This is a genomic window from Kitasatospora sp. NPDC101447, from assembly GCF_044767225.1.
Taxonomy (GTDB): Bacteria; Actinomycetota; Actinomycetes; order Streptomycetales; family Streptomycetaceae; genus Kitasatospora.
Map to the genome: position 1 here is coordinate 63,339 of NZ_JBIWNL010000017.1, position 17,754 is coordinate 81,092.

The window sequence follows — 17,754 nt, forward strand, 5'->3', positions numbered from 1 at the left end:
CCGCGCGGGGGGCGGCCCCCCCCCCCCCCCCCCCCCGGGGGGGCGGGCCCCCCGGCGGGGGGGGGGGGGGCCCCCCCCCCCCCCCCCCCCCCGCGCCCCCCCCCCGGGGGGGGCCCCCCCCCTGCCCGCTCGTCGGGGGCGCCAAACGTGATCTGTTCAGCGGAAAATCCCCGGTCGCCCGGGGTGTCACCGTGCTACAGTCGAGTCAGTTGCAGTTTTGGTTCCCATGAACGTGTATGTGCGCCTGCTGGTTCCAACCAACAGGCGCATTTGTTTTGTCCGGTGTTTCAGTCTCCGGATGGGGATCGCGGCTACTTGGGGATTCACGAGGTGTGGATCCCTGATGCCCCAGTTAGAGGAGACGGTTATGGCTACCGGCACCGTGAAGTGGTTCAACAGCGAAAAGGGCTTCGGCTTCATCGAGCAGGACGGCGGCGGCGCCGACGTGTTCGCCCACTACTCGAACATCCAGGCTCAGGGCTTCCGTGAGCTGTTCGAGGGCCAGAAGGTCGAGTTCGACGTGACCCAGGGCCAGAAGGGCCCGCAGGCCGAGAACATCCAGATCATCGGCTGACGTCAGCCCACGCTGACTCGCGATAATCGCGAAGCGGGGCCCGCACCGCACGGTGCGGGCCCCCGCTCATGCCGCCGAACGGCCGGGGCGGCGCACTCCATGCCGACGGCCGACCAGCCCGCGACGCGGGCTGCCGACCTACGGACGGAGATCCCGTGACCAACCCTGCCCGCCCGCCGCGCGACCGCGGCTCCCGCAGCACCGACCAGTCCCGCAGCAACGCCGGCGGCGACCGCGCGCGCAAGCCGCGCAACCGCAGCGGCGCTCCCCGGAACGGTGCTCCCAAGCAGACCCGGGCCACCGCGCCCGAGGCCGCCGACTTCACCGTCGTCCAGGGCACCCCGGCCCGGCCCCCGGCGGCCACCTTCGCCGAGCTGGACCTGCCCAAGGCGATCCTCTCCGCGCTGACCCGCGAGGGCGTCACCGAGCCGTTCCCGATCCAGGGCGCCACGCTGCCCGACTCGATCGCCGGGCGCGACGTGCTCGGCCGCGGCCGCACCGGCTCCGGCAAGACCCTCGCCTTCGGCCTGCCGCTGCTGGCCCGCACCGCCGGGCGCCGCGCCGTCGCCCGGCACCCGCTGGCGCTCGTCCTGGTGCCCACCCGCGAGCTGGCCCAGCAGGTCACCGAGGCGCTGACCCCGTACGCCACCGCCGTCAACCTGCGGATCACCACCGTCGTCGGCGGCATGTCGATCAACCGGCAGGCCAACGCGGTGCGCCGCGGCACCGAGGTCCTGGTCGCCACCCCGGGCCGGCTGGACGACCTGATCGGGCGCGGCGACGTCAACCTCTCCGACGTGACGATCACCGTCCTGGACGAGGCCGACCAGATGGCCGACATGGGCTTCCTGCCGCAGGTCACCAAGCTGCTGGAGCAGGTCGCCGAGGGCGGGCAGCGGATGCTGTTCTCCGCGACCCTGGACCGCAACGTCGACCGGCTGGTCAAGCGCTTCCTGACCGACCCGGTGACCCACTCGGTCGACCCGTCGGCCGGCGCGGTCACCACCATGGACCACCACGTCCTGCAGCTCGACCAGACCGACAAGGCCTCCGCCACCGCGCACATCGCCTCCCGCGACGGCCGCGTGATCATGTTCGTGCACACCAAGCACGGCGCCGACCGGCTCGCCAAGCAGCTGCTCGCCAACGGCGTGAAGGCGGCCGCCCTGCACGGCGGCAAGTCCCAGCCGCAGCGCAACCGGGTCCTCGACCAGTTCCGCGACGGCCACGTCACCGCGCTGATCGCCACCAACGTCGCCGCGCGCGGCATCCACATCGACGGCCTGGACCTCGTCGTCAACGTCGACCCGCCGGTCGACCACAAGGACTACCTGCACCGCGGCGGCCGCACCGCCCGCGCCGGCGAGTCCGGTACGGTCGTCACCCTCGTGCTGCCCGAGCAGCGCCGCGAGGTCAACCGGCTGATGACGGTGGCCGGCATCCGCCCGACCGTCACCAAGATCCGCCCCGGCGACGCCGACCTGGCGCGGATCACCGGCGCCCGCACGCCGAGCGGCGTCCCGGTCACCCTGGCGGTGCCCGTGGTCCAGGCCGCCGGGGCTGCGGCGGGTTCGGCCGACGCGGCCGGCTCGGCGGACGAGAAGCGGGGCTCCAAGGCCGGCGCCCCGCGCCGCCGTCCCGGCAAGCGCTCCGGGCTGCCCACCGACGTCGACATGAACGGCAACCCGCGCCGCCCCCGCCCCAAGCAGCGGATGGGCGCCGCCGCCCAGAACGGCGAGCGTCCGCAGGCGGCCGGCTTCATCGGCCGCTCCGCCGGCCGGGCCAAGCCGGGCAGCGGCTCCAAGTCCGGCTCCAACTACGGGACCGGTCGCCAGCGCCGCACGTTCGACTGACGCTCCGCACCCGCGTCCCCGACGCTCCACAGCCGCGCGCCCCGGGCCCCTCACCACGAGGGGTCCCGGGGCGCGCGGCTGTCGTCCGGCGCCCGAACGCCCTCAGACCGCCGCCACCGCCGGGGTCGGGGCCAGCGCGCGCAGCCGCTCCTGCGTCTCGGCGTCGCGCGGGGCCATCACGATCAGCTGCAGGCCCTCGGAGGCCAGCAGCACGTGCTGGTCGATCCGCAGTGCGCCCACCGCCTCGTGGTGGATGACCTTCTCGGCCCCGGAGCGCTCGGCGACCTGGTGCTCGTCCAGCCAGCGGTCCGCCTCCGGGTACTCGCCGCGCACCTGCTGGATCATCCGGGCCAGGTGCCGCCCGACGGCCGTCGCCTCGCCGCCGCGCTCGGCGTAGGCGGAGCGCAGCTGCGCCAGGAAGCGGCGGGCGTGCTCCTCCCAGTGCTCGACCCGGGCCCGGTGCACGGGGTTGCCGAACACCACCCAGGCCAGGTTGCACTCCTCCGGCGGCCGGCCGGTCAGGCCGAACAGCGCGTCCGCGCCGGGGTTCCACGCCCGGATGTCCCAGTTGGCGTCCATCACGAAGGACGGCGCCGGCCACTGCGCGTGCATCAGCCGCAGCAGCGGGACCGGCACGTCCCCCGGCGCGGCCACCTCGCCGTCCCGCGGGTGGCTGCCGGCCAGCCGGAACAGGTACGCCGTCTCCGCGCGGTCCAGCCGCAGCGTCCGGGCCAGGCTCGCCAGCACCTCCGGGGAGGGGTGGATGTCCCGCCCCTGCTCCAGCCACGTGTACCAGGTCACCCCCACCCCGGCGAGCAGCGCCAGCTCCTCCCGGCGCAGCCCCGGCGTGCGCCGCCGCACCCCCGGCGCCAGCCCCACGTCCTTCGGCGCCAGCCGCGCCCGGCGGCTGCGCAGGAAACTCGACAGCGCCGTACGGCGCTCCTGGACGTCCTCCACCTCGACCATCTCCCCCCGTCCTCCCTGGTAGTCGTACTACCGGTATTCCCACGCACTGCTGCGGCCCGCCCGGGCGCGCGAGAGTCGATCACGTCAACGGATCGCACGCGCAGAGGAATTCCGATGAGCAACCGTCAGCACCGTACCGTCCGCCGCACCTTGGCCGCGGTCGCATTCACCGCCCTGCTGGGCACGGCCGGTACACTGCCCGCCGCCGCGTCCGCCGACCGCCCGGCCCCGGCCGTGATCGTCGGCCACGCGCCCACCCTGGTGCCCGAGGCGGGCGCCTGGGACGCCGCCCACCACCGCTTCCTGCTCGGCTCGCTGCGGCACGGCACCGTCTCCGCCGTCGGCACCGACGGGAGCGTGCGCACCCTGGTGCAGGACCCCGCGCTGACTGAGGTCGCCGGCCTGCGGATCGACCCCGTCCACCGCCGGGTCCTGGTCACCGACCTCGACAACGGCGTCGGCGAGCGCAGCAGCGCCGCCACCCTGGGGAGGATCGCCGGGATCGGCGCCTACGACCTGGACACCGGCCGGCGGATCTTCTACACCGACCTCGCCGCCGTCGCCGCCGACGGGAGCGGCCACCTGGCCAACGACATCGCGGTCGGCCCCGACGGCACCGCCTACGTCACCGACTCCTTCGCCCCCGTCGTCTACCGGGTGACGCCGGACGGCACGGCCTCCGTCCTGCTGCGTGACCCGCGGCTGGCCCCCGTCCCGGGGTCGTACGGCCTCAACGGGATCGTCTACCGGGAGGGCCGCCTGGTCCTCGGCAAGTGGGACGACGGCACGCTGTGGCAGGTCCCGCTGTGGAACCCGGCCGGGCTGCGCCGGGTCGAGGTGGCCGGCGGCGGCGCGTCCCTGCTCCACCTGGACGGCCTGCTCGGGCGACCGGACGGCTCCGTCGCGGGCGTCACCAACGCCCTCCTGGGGGCCGGCCGCGACGCCGAGGTCGAGCTGCGCTCGGACGACCACTGGCGCACCGCCCGTCTCACCGCCGTCCGCCCCTCGGTCGACCCCGCCCCCACCGCGCTCCTCGACGGCCCGGCGGGCCGCTCCTACCAGCTCTCCGGGGGCCTCGCCGACGCCCTCGCGGGCCACCCGACGGACTCGTTCACCCTCCGGCGGGTCTGACCCGGATCCGGGCCCGGTCGGGGGCCCGGACAGGTGGACCACGGCTCGGCTCCCGCTCGAACAGGGAGTCGAGCCGTGTGCGATCCGGCCGAATCGGCGGCCCGCCCGGCCTGCCCGAACCGGTCCCGGACCGTGTCGTACACCATCTCTCCGTGGACGAACCGGTGGCGTGATCCGCCACCCCGCCCGTTGACCGTGAACAGGCGGTGCCCGATGCTTTCGCGCGGCCCGCACAAATGTCACACCGTCATCACTCATGCTTCACATGCGGGTCGGCCGGTTCACCCTCTCCCCGGAAGGACCCCCCATGCGCCGTACCGCCGCCCTGTTCGCCACCGCCCTGCTCGCCGGAGCCGCCGCGCTCACCGCGCCGAGCGCCGTCGCCGCCGAGAGCGCCACCCCGTCCGCGCCGTCCGCCCAGACCGCCGGAGGCTGTTCGGTCGTCAGGACAGGTGCCGGCTTCGTCGGCACCTGTTCGGGCATCGACCCGATGCAGACCTGGCGCGTCGTGGTCTCCTGCCAGGGCTTCGACGCCAACGGGTTCCCCACCTACTCGGGTGCGGCCAGCGTCTGGGCCTCCGGCGACGGGAGTGTCGGGGCGGGTTGCTTCTACCCGATGATTCCGACCGGCGGCTGGATCGCCAACGGCCCTGCGGTCCCGGCGGGCCCGGTCGGCCCGATCAGCGGCTACGCGAACAAGTGCGTGGACGTGCGCGGCGGCGTCATGGGCAACGGCATCCCCGTTCAGATCTACGACTGCGTCGGCAACGCCGCCCAGCAGTGGAAGATCGGCACCGACGGCACCATCCGTGCACTCGGCAAGTGCCTGGACGTCCAGGGCGGACACACCGGCAACGCCACCCTGGTCCAGACCTACGACTGCAACGGCACCGGCGCCCAGCAGTGGCAGCCCCGCCCCGACGGCTCCATCGTCAACCCGCAGTCCGGCCGCTGCCTGGACGACCTGGGCTTCTCCACCACCAACGGCAACCAGCTGGGCATCTGGGACTGCAATGGCGCCGCCAACCAGAAGTGGAACCTGCCCGTCTGATCCGCACCACCCGCACCCCTGCACCACGGCGCGGGGGGGCCCCGCGCCCCCCCCCCCCCCCTGACTCGCGACCCGGAGACCAGCACCATGACCACCACCTGGCAGCGCATGCGCCGGAACCACCCCCGACGATTCGACGTGATCGGCGGCGCCGTCCTGATCGCGGTCGTCGGAGTCGGCGCCACGATCGACCAGACCGGCCACATCAGCAGCCTGGAACCCGTCTCCGGACTCCTCGGGCTGGTCTCCGCGCTGGCCCTGTTCGCCCACCGCCGCCACCCCCGGGCGGTCACCGCCGTCACCCTGGCCTGCACCGTCCTGCTCGCGTTCACCAGCCCCCGGCTGACCGTCGCGCTGGCCGCCCCGCTGCTCTGCGCCCTCTACTACCTGGCCGTCCGCACCGACCGCGCCACCGCGCTGCGCGCCTCCATCGGCAGCGCCGTCCTGCTCACCGGGATCGCCCTGTCCGTCGGCACCGGCGCATCCCTCGGCGAACGGCTCGGCGTCCTGGCCTGGGCCCTGCTGCCCGGTGCCCTCGGCGACTCCATCCGCAACCGCCGCGCCCACCTCGCGGCCATCGAGGAGCGCGCCGAACGCGCCGAACGCACCCGCGAGGAGGAGGCCCGCCGCCGGGTCGCCGACGAGCGGATCCGGATCGCCCGCGACCTGCACGACGTGGTCGCCCACCACATCGCCCTCGCCAACGCCCAGGCCGGCATCGCCGTCCACCTCATGGACAGCCACCCGGTCCAGGCCCGCGAGGTGCTCAGCCACATCACCGACGCCACCGGCTCGGCCCTGCAGGAGCTGCGGGCCACCGTCGGCCTGCTGCGCCGCGCCGAGGAACCCGCCCCGCTCGAACCCACCCCGGGCCTGGACCGGCTGCCCGAGCTGCTCGGCTCCTTCGAACGGGCCGGGCTGCCGGTCCGGCTCACCGTCCGGGGCGAGGCCCGGCCGCTGTCGCCCGGCGTCGACCTCACCGCCTTCCGGATCGTCCAGGAGTCGCTGACCAACGTCGCCAAGCACGCCCACGGCGCCGACGCCGAGGTCACCCTCGCCTACAGCGGGAGCCGGGTGTCGGTCAGCGTCGCCAACGGGCGCCCGACCGCGACCGGACGCCCCCGCGCCGCGCCGCTGCCCCAGCCCGCCCCGGGCGAGAGCGGTTTCGGCCTGATCGGCATGCGCGAGCGGGCCGGCGCGGTCGGCGGCAGGCTCGCCGCCGACGAACGGCCCGACGGCGGCTTCCTGGTCACCGCCGAGCTGCCGCTGCGCACCGGCGCCCGCGACGACGCCCCCGACCCGGCCGCCGCGGCCGGAGCCCGCGGAACCGATCCCCGCGGAACCGAACCCCGGGGAGCCGAACCCCGCGGGGCAGGAGTCCGAGAGGCCGGGGCACCGAGGGCCGGCGAACCGGACCGCGCCGTCCGGGGGAGCGGTGTGACGCCCTTCTGCGGCCCCCGGGGCGCCCGCGCCACCCGTACGCACGAAACCGAAGGACAGGACCGCGCCGCCCGACAGGTTCGCGCCGTTCGAGAGGACAGGGACCACGCATGACCATCCGGGTACTGCTCGCCGACGACCAGGCCCTGCTGCGCGGTGCCTTCCGCATGCTGATAGACGCGGAGGAGGACATGGAGGTGGTGGGCGAGGCCGCCGACGGGCGCGAGGCCGTCGAGCTCGCCCGGGCGACCAGGCCCGACATCGTCCTGATGGACATCCGGATGCCCGGCGCCGACGGCCTCGGCGCCACCGCCGCGATCTGCGGCGACGAGGAGCTGTCCGGCACCCGGGTGCTCATCCTCACCACCTTCGAGATCGACGAGTACGTGGCGCAGGCGCTGCGCGCGGGCGCCGGCGGCTTCCTCGGCAAGGGCGCCGACCCGAAGGAACTGCTCGCCGCCGTCCGGACCGTCGCGGCCGGCGACGCCCTGCTCTCGCCCGCCGCCACCCGGGCCGTGATCGACCAGCTGCTGGCCCAGCCCGACCCGGGCGCCGGCGGTCCGACGAGCGAGCGCCTCGCCGTCCTCACCGCCCGCGAGCGCGAGGTGATGTCGATGGCCGCCACCGGCCTCACCAACGAGGAGATCGCCGAGCGCATGTTCGTCAGCCCGTTCACCGTGCGGACCCACGTGCACCGGGCGATGTCCAAGCTCGACGCCCGCGACCGCGCCCAACTCGTCGCGATCGCCTACCAGTCCGGACTCGTCCCGCCCGGCCGTCCGTCCTGAGCCCGGCGTTCCCGGCTCTCCGGGTGCTCCCGCCGGATCCGGGCCGGCCGACTCGCGCGGTTTGAGCCGATTGAGGGCTGAGTGTTCGTCAAAATTCCTCACCGGAAACCGATCAAAGCCCGGGCCTGGCCGAAAACGACCTCCGAACTGGTGTATCGGCGAGTAGTCTGCCGATGACTCAGAATGAGGAGGATGTTCGTGGAAACCAAGGACACGGCAGGCGAGGTGCGGATTCTCCAGCCGTTGCCCGGGCGTACGGCGGACGAATCGCAGGCGTTCGACCTCCGGCTCGCACGTCTGCTCCGCCTGATAGGGGCGGAGGTCGCGGCCGGCCCCGACTACCAGAGCGCGGCCCGGTGGGAGGTCCACAAGGCGGTCGCCGGACGGTCCGAACTGCCCGAGGAGTACTTCGAGGCGCTGCTGGAGGCGGCGGTCCACGACCCCAACCCGAGCTTCAACCGGCGCTTCGTCGAGCCGGCCCTGCTCGCCTTCGGGCAGCGCCGGGTCCGCCTCGCCCTGCTCGGCTACCTGCGCACCGGCACCGACCCCGAGCGGGCGGGCGCCGCGCGGGCCTGGTACTGGACGGCCCTGTCGATCGGGGACGGCAGCAACGGCGCCGCCGCCGACGAGGGCGCGAGCGTCCGGGACACCTGGTACGAGACCGCGCTGCGGGAGTTCGTCGCCAACGAGGACCTGGACGTCCGCCGCTGCATCCTCCCCGGCCTCCCGCTGGTGCCGCGCGCCTACCCCGCGGCGCTGCACGGCCTGGTCGAGGCGGCGGTCGCGATCGCCCGCTCGCACCCCGACGAGTACATCCGGCACCGCGCCGAGATCCAGGTCGGCCTCTGACCTCCGGTCGCCCGCGCTCCGGGTGCACGCGCCGACGTGTGTACCCGGAGCGGGATTTCCCGCGCGGCCGGTCAATTCGCCCACGATTCGGCGAATCGCGCCCCAACTGGCTTTCTCCGCCCCACGATTCATGGGCTTGTCGTCCGGTCATGACAATTCCGATCGGCCGCCGTCGAACCCGGGGCCCTGCCACCATGGCGGGATGACCGAAGACCTGAAGCCCGCGGCCGCGACCACCGGGCCCGTCGACGTCGAACTCCTCGAACCCGCGGGCATCCGCCTGGTCGAAACCCCCGCGCCACCCCTCCCGGAGCCGGAGCGGGCCGCGATGGACCGCGCCTGGAGGCAGGCCGTCCGGGCGAACCCCGGGCTCTTCGACGGCCCGGTCGTCGCCTGCACCGGCCTCGTCCGGGACAGCCCCGACACGCTCGTCGTCCACTGGGCGCGCATCGGCTACCGCCGCTTCGCCCTGCGCCTCGTCCCGGGCGCCACCGCCCGGGCGAGCTCCCTGTACGTCGCCGTCGTCCAACCCGCCGACGACGGCCGGATCCTGGTCGGCCGGATGGCCGGCCCGACCGCCCGCCCCGGCCGCTGGGGCCTGCCGGGCGGCTGCGTCGAACCGCCCCCGCCCGGCGAACCGCTCGACCCGCCCGCGCTGCGCCGCTACGCCGCCCGGGAACTCGTCGAGGAGACCGGCGTGTTCACGCCCCCGGAACGGCTCACCCGCTGGCTGCTCGTCCGCGGCGAGCACGGCAGCGTCGGCGTGCTCCACCTCGCCCCGCCCCGCCCGGCCCGGGAACTGGCCGAGCGCCACGCGGAGTTGTGCGCCGCCCACCGGTCGCTCGGCGCGGAGCCCGAGTTCGACCGGATCGCCCTGATCGGCTCCCCGGCCGAGGCCGCGGCCCTCCCCGGCCCGCACGCGGACCACCTCGGGCCCGTGCTGCGCCGGCTCTTCGCCGGCTGAGCGCTTCCGGCGGGACGCCGGAACGCGGCACGTCACAGCAGGGCCAGGGCCTGCCGGAGGTTGTGCTCGGCGATGCCGGCCATGGCCGGCCGGTCGGGGAAGTCACCGTCGAGCAGCCGCAGCGGGCCCGCCGTCAGCGACAGGCGGTGCGCCAGGGCGTAGAACGCGAGCCGGTCCTCGTCGAGTCCGTCCACCGCGAGGGGCCGGTAGGCGTCGTGGAAGCGGATCCGCAGGAAGACGTGCTCCCACTCCGCGTCGAAGTACATCGTGCCTTCGACGTCGATCACCACCGGGTGCCCGTCCGCGCCCACCAGGACGTGGTCGGGCCCGAGTTCGCCGTGCACCACCGCGTACTCCGCGCGCGGCCGCACCGCCGCCGCCAGGTCGAGCAGCCGCTCCTCCAGCCGGCCTCGGGCCCGGGCGATCCGCCCGTCCCGCGCGGACGCCTCGGCGAGGTCCCCCAGGGCGCGGTCCAGCACGACCCCCTCGCAGGACGTCCCGCGCGCGGCCCCGCCGCCGTCGACCACGGCCACCTTGCCGTACCCGGCCGCCCGATGACCCCTCATCGCCTCCAGCGCCTCGCCGAGCCCGGCCAGGACCGGGGCGGCCGCACGCGGATCGCGCGCGATCAGCTCCTCCAGGCTCCCGCCCCGGACGTCCTCGACGATCGCCAGGTCGTCCGGGCCGTGGACGCCCCCGCGGTCGAGCGAGCGGATCGCCGGGACACGGACCCCGAGCGCGTGCAGCCGGGCGTGTGCGCCTTCGAACAGGTCGGGTCCGAGACCGGGCGAGAACGGATCGCTGCGGTCGGCGTCGCCCGCAGCCGCCGGCCAGTAGTTCTCGGCGTCGCTCCACCGGTAGGCGATCGCCGTCGTGGCGTCGTCCATCACCAGGCGGTAGACGCCCTTCCTGCTGCCGCCGGCGAGCCGCTCGACGGCCGCCAGCCGCCGTCCGCCGCCCAGCGCGGCCCGCGCCGCACCCGCCAACTGCTCCCGCCCGACCACCCCGCGTGCCACCACGTTCCGAACCGCCCTCTTCCTGACCACGACCCGCGCACGCTACGGGAGCACCGGCCCGGAGGCGAACGGGATTCCACAGCGGTGGCCGCGAGCCGTAGCCGCCGTCGTAGCGCCAGTCATGGCCGCAGCGGGCCACGGGCGAGTCCGCGCGGTGGCCGGCACCGCCCTGCGGGCGGACGACGGGGGTTTGAAGACGGGCCCCTCGGGCCGGACACGCGGGCCGGATGCGGCCGGTGTCCACCCGGGCTCAGGGCTTGCGGGCCACCGCCCCGTACATGCTCACGCGGTCGGCGCCAGGGGCGGGGGCGGTGTCGGGGCGCCAGAGCGGGACGGTGACCACGCCCGGGTCGAGCAGGTCGAGGCCGTCGAGGAAGGTCCGCACCTCGGCGCGGGTGCGGCCGACGAGCGGGGCGGTGGCCTTGTCGTAGACGCCGGTGACGCGGTCGCGGACCACGGCCGGGATGAAGTCCGCGGTGCCGTGCGAGATGACCAGGTGGCTGCCGGAGGGCAGGGCGTCCAGCAGGGTGGTGACGGCCCGGTACGGCTCGTCCTCGTCGCGCAGGAAGTGGAGGACGGCCGCGAGGACCAGTCCGACCGGCCGGGAGAGGTCGAGCAGTTCCACGGCGCGGACGGCGTCCAGCAGGGCGGCGGGCTGCCGCAGGTCGGCCCGGATGACCGTGGTGCGGCCGTGCCCGGGGCCGGCCATCAGGGCGCGGGCGTGGCTGAGCACGATCGGGTCGTTGTCGACGTAGACGACGCGGGCGCCCGGGTCGGCGGCCCGGGCGATCTCGTGGGTGTTGCCGACCGTCGGGATGCCGGTGCCGACGTCGAGGAACTGGTCGATGCCGAGCTCGGCGACGCAGCGCACCGCGCGGGTGAGGAAGCCCCGGTTGGCGCGGGCGGTGGAGCGGAACTCCGGGTTGGCGGCGAGCGCTTTCTCGGCGGCGGCGCGGTCGGCGGGGAAGTTGTCCTTGCCGCCCAGGTAGTAGTCGTACATCCGGGCGGGGTGCGGGATGTCGGGCCGCAGGTCGGCCGGGTGCCCGACCCCGCCCGGCCCCCACATGGACTCGTATCCCACGGCTGTTGCCCCCTCCACCCGTCAACCTCGCCCGCGAGATTCCGATGATCCGCTCGCGGCCTCGCCGGCGGCCAGCCTAGGGCCCGGGTCATGGCCCCCGGCGCCGGTTGGTCGGGTCACCCCCGTATGTCCCTTTCGTCTCGCAGTGCTGCCGCTTCGTCTCGCAGTGCTGCCGCGGAGCCGGCCGCCTGCACCACGGAACGGGTGGCTCACGGCGCGGAGCCGGCCGCTCACGCCGGCTCGCGGCCGGGAGGCCGCCGCGCGGGGTCGCCCGTCGCGGCGCAGGATGGAGGATCGGGGAGTGGCAGTGGAACATCCGGCGACGGGAGGTCCGGGCCGTGGGAATCGCAATGGCAGACATCCGGGAGTGGCGCGGCCACGCGGTGGTCGACCGGAAGAGCCACCGCATCGGCAAGCTGGAGGCGGTCTACGTCGAGACGGCCAGTGACGAGGCGTTCTTCGCCACCGTCACGGTGGGTTTCGCCGGCCGGCGCCGCCTGGTGTTCGTCCCGCTGGTGGGCGCCGTGGTCGGGCCGGACTATGTCCGGGTGGCCTACCCGAAGAGCCAGGTCAAGGGGGCCCCGGCGATCGGGACGGACGACGTCCTGCCCGCCGAGGACGAGCCCGCCGTGTTCGCGCACTACGAGGTGCCGTACGCGACCGGCGCCGGCGGTGAGCGGCGGCTGGCTCGTCGCTGAGCCGAGCGCCCAGGGCCGGAAGCGGTCGGTATGGGCTCAGTCCACCCGGGAACGAATACCCCGCGGGGTACACTTGTCCATCGACAGTCGATGCGAAAGGCGGCCCCGACATGCAGGTGGACGAGGAGGCGGTCGGCGCGGTCCTGAACCGGCTGCGTCGCGCCCAGGGCCAGTTGGCCGGAGTGATCGCGATGATCGAGGCGGGCCGGGACTGCAAGGACGTGGTCACCCAGCTCGCCGCCGTCTCGCGGGCCCTGGACCGGGCCGGGTTCAAGATCGTCGCCAGCGGGATGCGCCAGTGCATGGCCGCCGCCGACGAGGACGCCGCGCCGATGAGCGAGGCCGAGCTGGAGAAGCTCTTCCTCGCCCTGGCCTGACGCGTCGGCCCGAGGCTCCGGCCTGGCGCCCCCGCCCGGGGCCCTGGCCTGACGCGTCGGCCCGAGGCTCCGGCCTGACGCGTCGGCGTGGCGAGTCGGGGCAGGGCGCGCCCCCCGACGGGCGCGCACGCGCAGTGCTCCACGTACCGGAGGGTCGCGACGGTTCATCCGTCGCGGCCCTCTTCGTGCGCCCGCTGAAGTTCCCGTGCCGCCCGATGACCCGTCATGCGTCGTTCATGTCCCGGTCGCTGATCTCCAGGTGAATGAGGTCGCCCGCAGTTGTACAGCCAACTGTGCGGACAGCCCGCAACTGTCCGCACAGCCGACCGCGGCGAACCCTCCCTCCCTGACTCCGTGACCAGCCGTACCCGACCCGTGCACCGTCCCCCGGCGGTACCGGCCTCCGGGCACGGCGGACAGGACAACCGTGGCCGCAGGCAGCGCCCTGACCCTCACCTCCTCCTCCAACCCCACCGAAGGTGACCGGCTCACCTTCCACTGGAGCACCGACGCGCCCGACGCCAAGAACTGGGTCGGCATCTACGACGGCAGCCGCCAGCCCGGCACCGGTTCCTCGCTGCTGTGGAAGTACACCCCGGCCGCCGCCGGTGACGTCCAGCTCGACACCTCCGCGCTGACCGGCGGCCCGTACACCGCCTACCTGCTCGCCAAGGACGGCTACGGCATCCTCGCCCAGAGCGCCCCGTTCAGCTTCCGCCCCAAGCCCGCGGTCGTCCGCCCGCACGCCGCCGTCGACTCGCTCACCGCCACGCCCGTCGCCCCGGGCGCCGCCGTGCAGGTCAAGCTCGGCGGCCTCTGGTCCCGCCCGGTCGGCAACGCGCCCGGCTCCGCCACCTTCCGCAAGGTCGGCGGCCCGGCCTGGGCGTCCGTCAGCGCGGACGGCATGCTGACCGGCACCGCGCCCGCCACCGCGGGGAAGAACCCCGAGGTGGTCGTCGTCGGCGTCAAGGACGGCGCGGGCGCCGTCGACACCGTCACCGTGCTCGTCCCCGTCGTCGACCCGGCGGCCAAGCCCCGTCTCAAGGCCGCGAGTTGGAACCTGCACGACGCGGGATCCGGCTACTCCGACGCGCTGGAGAAGCAGCTGCGCGTGGTCCTCGCCCAGGGCCTGGACGTCCTCGCCCTGCAGGAGACGGCGGGCGAGCGCGCCAGGACCCTGGCCGACGCCCTCGGCTGGTACGCCTACCAGAGCCCGGGCAGCGTCGGCATCCTCAGCCGCCACCCGCTCGCCGACGTCACCCCGCCGACCGCCGACCTGCCCGCCGCCGCGGCCACCCTGCAGCTGCCCGGCGGCCGGGCCGTCCGCTTCTGGGCCGCGCACCTGGACGAGGCGGGCTACGGCCCGTACGCCGTGCAGGACGGCAGCACCGCCGCCCAGGTCGTGGCCGCCGAGAACGGCTCGCTGCGGCTGAAGCAGGCCACGGCGCTCGCCGCCGCGGTCCGCGCGGACGCAACCCGGGGCCTCCCGGTCGTCCTCGCCGGCGCGCTCTCCTCGCCCTCCCACCTGGACTGGACGGCCGCCACCGCCGCCGCGCACGGCGGGGTCGGCCCGCTCGGCTGGCCGGTCACCGTGGCGCTGCAGGCCGCCGGACTGACCGACACCTTCCGCGAGGAGAACCGCGACCCGGCCAAGGCCCCGGGCGCCACGTGGTCGCCCACCCGCAAGCGGCGCGGCGACCGGCCCGAGCCGCAGGACCGGATCGACTACGTGCAGTACGCCGGCCCGCTGAAGCTGGTCGAGGCGCACACGCTGGTCGCCGACTGGCCGCAGCCCGAGCCGAACGCGGCCGGCAACGAGTGGCCGTCCGACACCGCCGCCGCCGTCGCCACCTTCCAGCTCTGAGACCCACAGCCCCGAGAGGCCAGTTCGTCATGCCCGAGCTCTCCCGCCGTACCTTCGTCGGCGCCACCGCCGCGGCCGGCGCCACCGCCCTGACCGGTCTGGCCGGCGCGCCGGCCGAAGCCGCCCCGGCCCCCGCGCCCGGCACCACCGCAGCCGCCCCGCTCACCGGCACCGTCAAGGACGTCAAGCACGTCGTCGTCCTGATGCAGGAGAACCGTTCCTTCGACCACTACTTCGGCACCCTCGCCGGTGTCCGCGGCTTCGGCGACAAGCAGGCGCTGCAGTTCCCGGACGGCACCGACGTGTTCCGCCAGCCGGACAGCCGGCGCAGCGACGGCGGCGTGATGCTGCCGTACCGGATGGACACCGCCAAGTACAACGCGCAGAACGCCGGCGGCCTCGCCCACGACTGGGCGACCGGCCACCAGGCCATCAACAACGGTGCGATGAACAAGTGGATCGCCGCCAAGGGCGAGCGCACCATGGGCTACTTCAACCGGGACGACATCCCCTACCAGTACGCCCTGGCCGACGCGTTCACCATCTGCGACGCCTACTTCACCTCCCTCGCGGGGCCCACCGACCCCAACCGCCTCTACCTGTGGACCGGCACCTCCGGCCCCGGCCGCGACGGCACCACCGGCCCGTGGATCGACAACACCCCGGTCACCGACAACCCCGTCGCCGACTGGACCACCTACGCCGAGCGCCTGGAGGCGGCCGGCGTCACCTGGCGCGTCTACCACAACCCCAGCAAGGACGATCGCACCGGCGACTACGACGACAACGCGCTCTCGTACTTCAAGCAGTTCCACGCGTTCCCGCACGACGACCCGCGGTACGTCAACGCGATGACCAAGTTCGACCCGACCGACTTCGACGAGCACTGCAAGGACGGCACCCTGCCGACCGTCTCCTGGCTGGTCGCGCCCTACCTGTTCTGCGAGCACCCGGACGCCGGCCCGGCCTACGGCGCGCACTGGGTCGACCAGGCGCTGCAGTCGCTGATGTCCAACCCGGACGTCTGGCGGCACACCGTGTTCCTCGTCATGTACGACGAGAACGACGGCTACTTCGACCACATGGTCCCGCCCACCCCCGAGCCCGGCACCCCCGAGGAGTTCACCCAGGGACGTGCCATCGGCCTCGGCAACCGCGTCCCGCTGTGGGTCATCTCGCCCTGGTCGCGCGGCGGTTGGGTCAACTCCCAGGTCTTCGACCACACCTCGGTGCTGCGCTTCATGGAGCAGGTCACCGGGGTGGCCGAGCCCAACATCTCGGCCTGGCGCCGGGCCGTCTGCGGCGACCTCACCAGCTGCTTCGACTTCGCCGCCCCCGAGTACTCGATCCCGACGCTGCCCGACACCAAGGCCCTGATGGCCAAGGCCGACGCGGGCGCCAAGCTGCCCGGCGTCGCGCTGCCGGCGGTCGGCGCCCAGTCCATGCCCGTCCAGGAGCGCGGCGACCGCCCGCACCGCCCGCTGCCGTACCAGCCTTGGGCCGACGTGGAGGTGGACCGCAAGACCGGCAAGGTCACCTGCACGATGAGCAACGACGGTTCGGTGGCCTTCCCGTACACCGTCTACCCGAACATCGTGCTCCCGTTCGCGGGCACCCCGTACACCGTCGCCCCCGGCGCCACCGCCCGGTACGTCTGGGACGCGGCGGCCACCGACGGCCGCTACGACTTCACCGTCCACGGCCCGGACGGCTTCGTCCGCCGCTTCAGCGGCACGGTGGTCCGGGACGGCCAGGACGGCCAGAACGACATCGGCGTGCCGATCGTCACCGCCGACCTGCGCGGCAACGGGAAGTTCAGCCTCCAGCTCGCCAACGACGGCATGACCGACGTGGCCTTCACCGCCGCGCCCAACGACTTCGCGGGCACCGCGCAGACCGTCTGGGTCAAGCCGGGCAAGCAGGCCAACCTGGCCTGGCCGCTGGACAAGCAGGGCCGCTACGACGTCGTCGTGACCGCCCACACCGGTCAGCGCTTCACCCGGCGCTACGCGGGCTGGGTGCACTGATCCGCGGCCGGGCCGCGGCCGGGGGCGCCGAACCGGTGACCCCCGGCCGTGGCTCGGCCCACCCGTCGGACCCCGCCGCTACCGTCGGGCGCATGCAGAACATCAGCACCTTCCTCTGGTTCGACGACCAGGCCGAAGAGGCCGCCGCCTTCTACACCTCGCTGTTCCCCGACTCCCGCATCACCCGGGTCACCCGCTACGGCGAGACCGGTCCCGGTGCGGCCGGCTCGGTCATGACCGTCGACTTCGAGCTCGCCGGCCGCGCGTACGTGGCCCTCAACGGCGGCCCCGAGTTCACCTTCACCGAGGCCGTCTCGCTGCAGGTGGAGTGCGAGGACCAGCGGGAGGTCGACGAGCTCTGGGACAAGCTCACCGCCGACGGCGGCCAGGCCGGGCCGTGCGGCTGGCTCAAGGACCGCTACGGCCTGTCCTGGCAGATCACTCCGCGCGTCCTGCTCGACCTGATCGGCGGTGAGGACCGGGCCAGGGCCGACCGCGTGATGGCGACCATGCTGCGGATGCAGAAGCTGGAGATCCAGCCCCTGCTCGACGCGGCCGAGGGCTGATGCCGTGACCGCCGCCACCCACCGCGCCGTCCTCTACCTGAGGGCCACCCCCGAGCGGGTCTGGCACGCGCTCACCAACGCCGACGAGTCCGGCCTGTACTGGGGCCACCGCAACGTCTCGACCTGGCTGCCCGGCGCGCCCTGGGAGCACCGGCGCACCGACGACTCCGGGATCGCCGACGTGGTCGGCACGGTCGAGGCCGTCGACCGGCCGCACCGGCTGGTCACCACCTGGGCGGGGCCGGAGGAGCGGCGCCCGGGCGGGCCCTCCGTGGTCACCTTCGACATCCGCGGCTGGCGGGACCTCACCCGGCTCACCGTCACCCACGGGAACCTCGCCGACGAGGCCGAGCGGGTGGACGCGGAGCAGGGCTGGTCGGCCGTGCTCTCCAACCTGAAGACCTACCTGGAGACCGGACACCCGCTCCCGCAGCAGCCCTGGCTGATGCCCTGACGCCCTGACCCCGCGACGCCCTGACCCCGCGACGCCCTGAACGCCGCGACGCCCT

The 17,754-nt window shown here is 74.4% G+C and carries 17 protein-coding genes; 14 read left to right on the forward strand and 3 right to left on the reverse strand.

The genetic code is table 11. The features are described 5' to 3' along the window. Positions 1-367 precede the first annotated feature (367 nt). Together ACIRST_RS23930 and ACIRST_RS23935 are read left to right on the forward strand one after the other, a co-directional pair. Entirely contained in the window at positions 368-574 is a 207-nt protein-coding gene (locus tag ACIRST_RS23930) for a cold-shock protein (protein ID WP_030060364.1), read from the forward strand. A gap of 68 nt (positions 575-642) precedes the next feature. Then, positions 643-2,427, forward strand: coding sequence for a DEAD/DEAH box helicase (locus tag ACIRST_RS23935; RefSeq protein WP_402804196.1), 1,785 nt, complete (start codon positions 643-645; stop codon positions 2,425-2,427). A 102-nt stretch (positions 2,428-2,529) separates the two neighbouring features. Here ACIRST_RS23935 and ACIRST_RS23940 read toward each other — a convergent pair whose 3' ends face one another. Continuing rightward, on the reverse strand, positions 2,530-3,393 hold the full coding sequence (locus tag ACIRST_RS23940; protein ID WP_396553056.1) for a helix-turn-helix transcriptional regulator: 864 nt from the start codon (positions 3,391-3,393) through the stop codon (positions 2,530-2,532). A gap of 114 nt (positions 3,394-3,507) precedes the next feature. Here ACIRST_RS23940 and ACIRST_RS23945 point away from each other — a divergent pair, with 114 nt between their 5' ends. The 6 genes from ACIRST_RS23945 to ACIRST_RS23970 all read left to right on the forward strand — a co-directional run bounded on the left by ACIRST_RS23945 (position 3,508) and on the right by ACIRST_RS23970 (position 9,616). Beyond that, complete coding sequence (locus ACIRST_RS23945; protein WP_350523585.1) at positions 3,508-4,524, forward strand: hypothetical protein; 1,017 nt, start codon at positions 3,508-3,510, stop codon at positions 4,522-4,524. Positions 4,525-4,831: 307 nt separating this feature from the next. Further along, positions 4,832-5,575 carry a ricin-type beta-trefoil lectin domain protein gene (locus ACIRST_RS23950; RefSeq protein WP_350523586.1) on the forward strand — a complete coding sequence of 248 codons (744 nt, stop codon included), beginning with the start codon at positions 4,832-4,834 and terminating at the stop codon, positions 5,573-5,575. Positions 5,576-5,662: 87 nt separating this feature from the next. Continuing rightward, positions 5,663-7,129 (forward strand): sensor histidine kinase, encoded by a 1,467-nt coding sequence (locus ACIRST_RS23955; protein ID WP_402804198.1) that lies wholly within the window; start codon positions 5,663-5,665, stop codon positions 7,127-7,129. Beyond that, positions 7,126-7,803 carry a response regulator transcription factor gene (locus ACIRST_RS23960; RefSeq protein WP_350520860.1) on the forward strand — a complete coding sequence of 226 codons (678 nt, stop codon included), beginning with the start codon at positions 7,126-7,128 and terminating at the stop codon, positions 7,801-7,803. Before ACIRST_RS23955 ends, ACIRST_RS23960 begins: the two co-directional genes overlap by 4 nt. Positions 7,804-8,001: 198 nt before the next feature. Further along, positions 8,002-8,652 carry a hypothetical protein gene (locus ACIRST_RS23965; protein WP_396546302.1) on the forward strand — a complete coding sequence of 217 codons (651 nt, stop codon included), beginning with the start codon at positions 8,002-8,004 and terminating at the stop codon, positions 8,650-8,652. Between the two features lie 202 nt (positions 8,653-8,854). Continuing rightward, positions 8,855-9,616: an NUDIX hydrolase gene (locus tag ACIRST_RS23970; protein ID WP_402804200.1), complete on the forward strand. Its 762-nt coding sequence runs from the start codon at positions 8,855-8,857 to the stop codon at positions 9,614-9,616. Between the two features lie 32 nt (positions 9,617-9,648). Here ACIRST_RS23970 and ACIRST_RS23975 read toward each other — a convergent pair whose 3' ends face one another. Both ACIRST_RS23975 and ACIRST_RS23980 read right to left on the reverse strand, forming a co-directional pair. Beyond that, a complete protein-coding gene (locus ACIRST_RS23975; protein WP_402804202.1) occupies positions 9,649-10,635 on the reverse strand; it encodes a phosphotransferase family protein in 987 nt (328 codons plus the stop codon). A 247-nt stretch (positions 10,636-10,882) separates the two neighbouring features. Then, on the reverse strand, positions 10,883-11,713 hold the full coding sequence (locus ACIRST_RS23980; protein ID WP_402804204.1) for an SAM-dependent methyltransferase: 831 nt from the start codon (positions 11,711-11,713) through the stop codon (positions 10,883-10,885). A 350-nt stretch (positions 11,714-12,063) separates the two neighbouring features. Between ACIRST_RS23980 and ACIRST_RS23985 the strand changes: the two genes are divergently transcribed. The 6 genes from ACIRST_RS23985 to ACIRST_RS24010 all read left to right on the forward strand — a co-directional run bounded on the left by ACIRST_RS23985 (position 12,064) and on the right by ACIRST_RS24010 (position 17,699). Further along, a complete protein-coding gene (locus tag ACIRST_RS23985; protein WP_402804206.1) occupies positions 12,064-12,411 on the forward strand; it encodes a PRC-barrel domain-containing protein in 348 nt (115 codons plus the stop codon). A 110-nt stretch (positions 12,412-12,521) separates the two neighbouring features. Then, positions 12,522-12,788, forward strand: a complete 267-nt coding sequence (locus tag ACIRST_RS23990) for a metal-sensitive transcriptional regulator (RefSeq protein ID WP_188303232.1) — start codon at positions 12,522-12,524, stop codon at positions 12,786-12,788. Between the two features lie 427 nt (positions 12,789-13,215). Beyond that, entirely contained in the window at positions 13,216-14,652 is a 1,437-nt protein-coding gene (locus ACIRST_RS23995; RefSeq protein ID WP_402804208.1) for an endonuclease/exonuclease/phosphatase family protein, read from the forward strand. 29 nt (positions 14,653-14,681) lie between these two features. Then, the gene (locus tag ACIRST_RS24000) at positions 14,682-16,679 is read left to right on the forward strand and encodes a phosphocholine-specific phospholipase C (protein WP_402804210.1); all 1,998 of its coding nucleotides are present in this window, start codon (positions 14,682-14,684) and stop codon (positions 16,677-16,679) included. 92 nt (positions 16,680-16,771) lie between these two features. Further along, entirely contained in the window at positions 16,772-17,245 is a 474-nt protein-coding gene (locus tag ACIRST_RS24005) for a VOC family protein (RefSeq protein WP_396546309.1), read from the forward strand. A 4-nt stretch (positions 17,246-17,249) separates the two neighbouring features. Next, complete coding sequence (locus ACIRST_RS24010; RefSeq protein WP_350520851.1) at positions 17,250-17,699, forward strand: SRPBCC domain-containing protein; 450 nt, start codon at positions 17,250-17,252, stop codon at positions 17,697-17,699. The last annotated feature ends 55 nt before the right edge of the window (positions 17,700-17,754 follow it).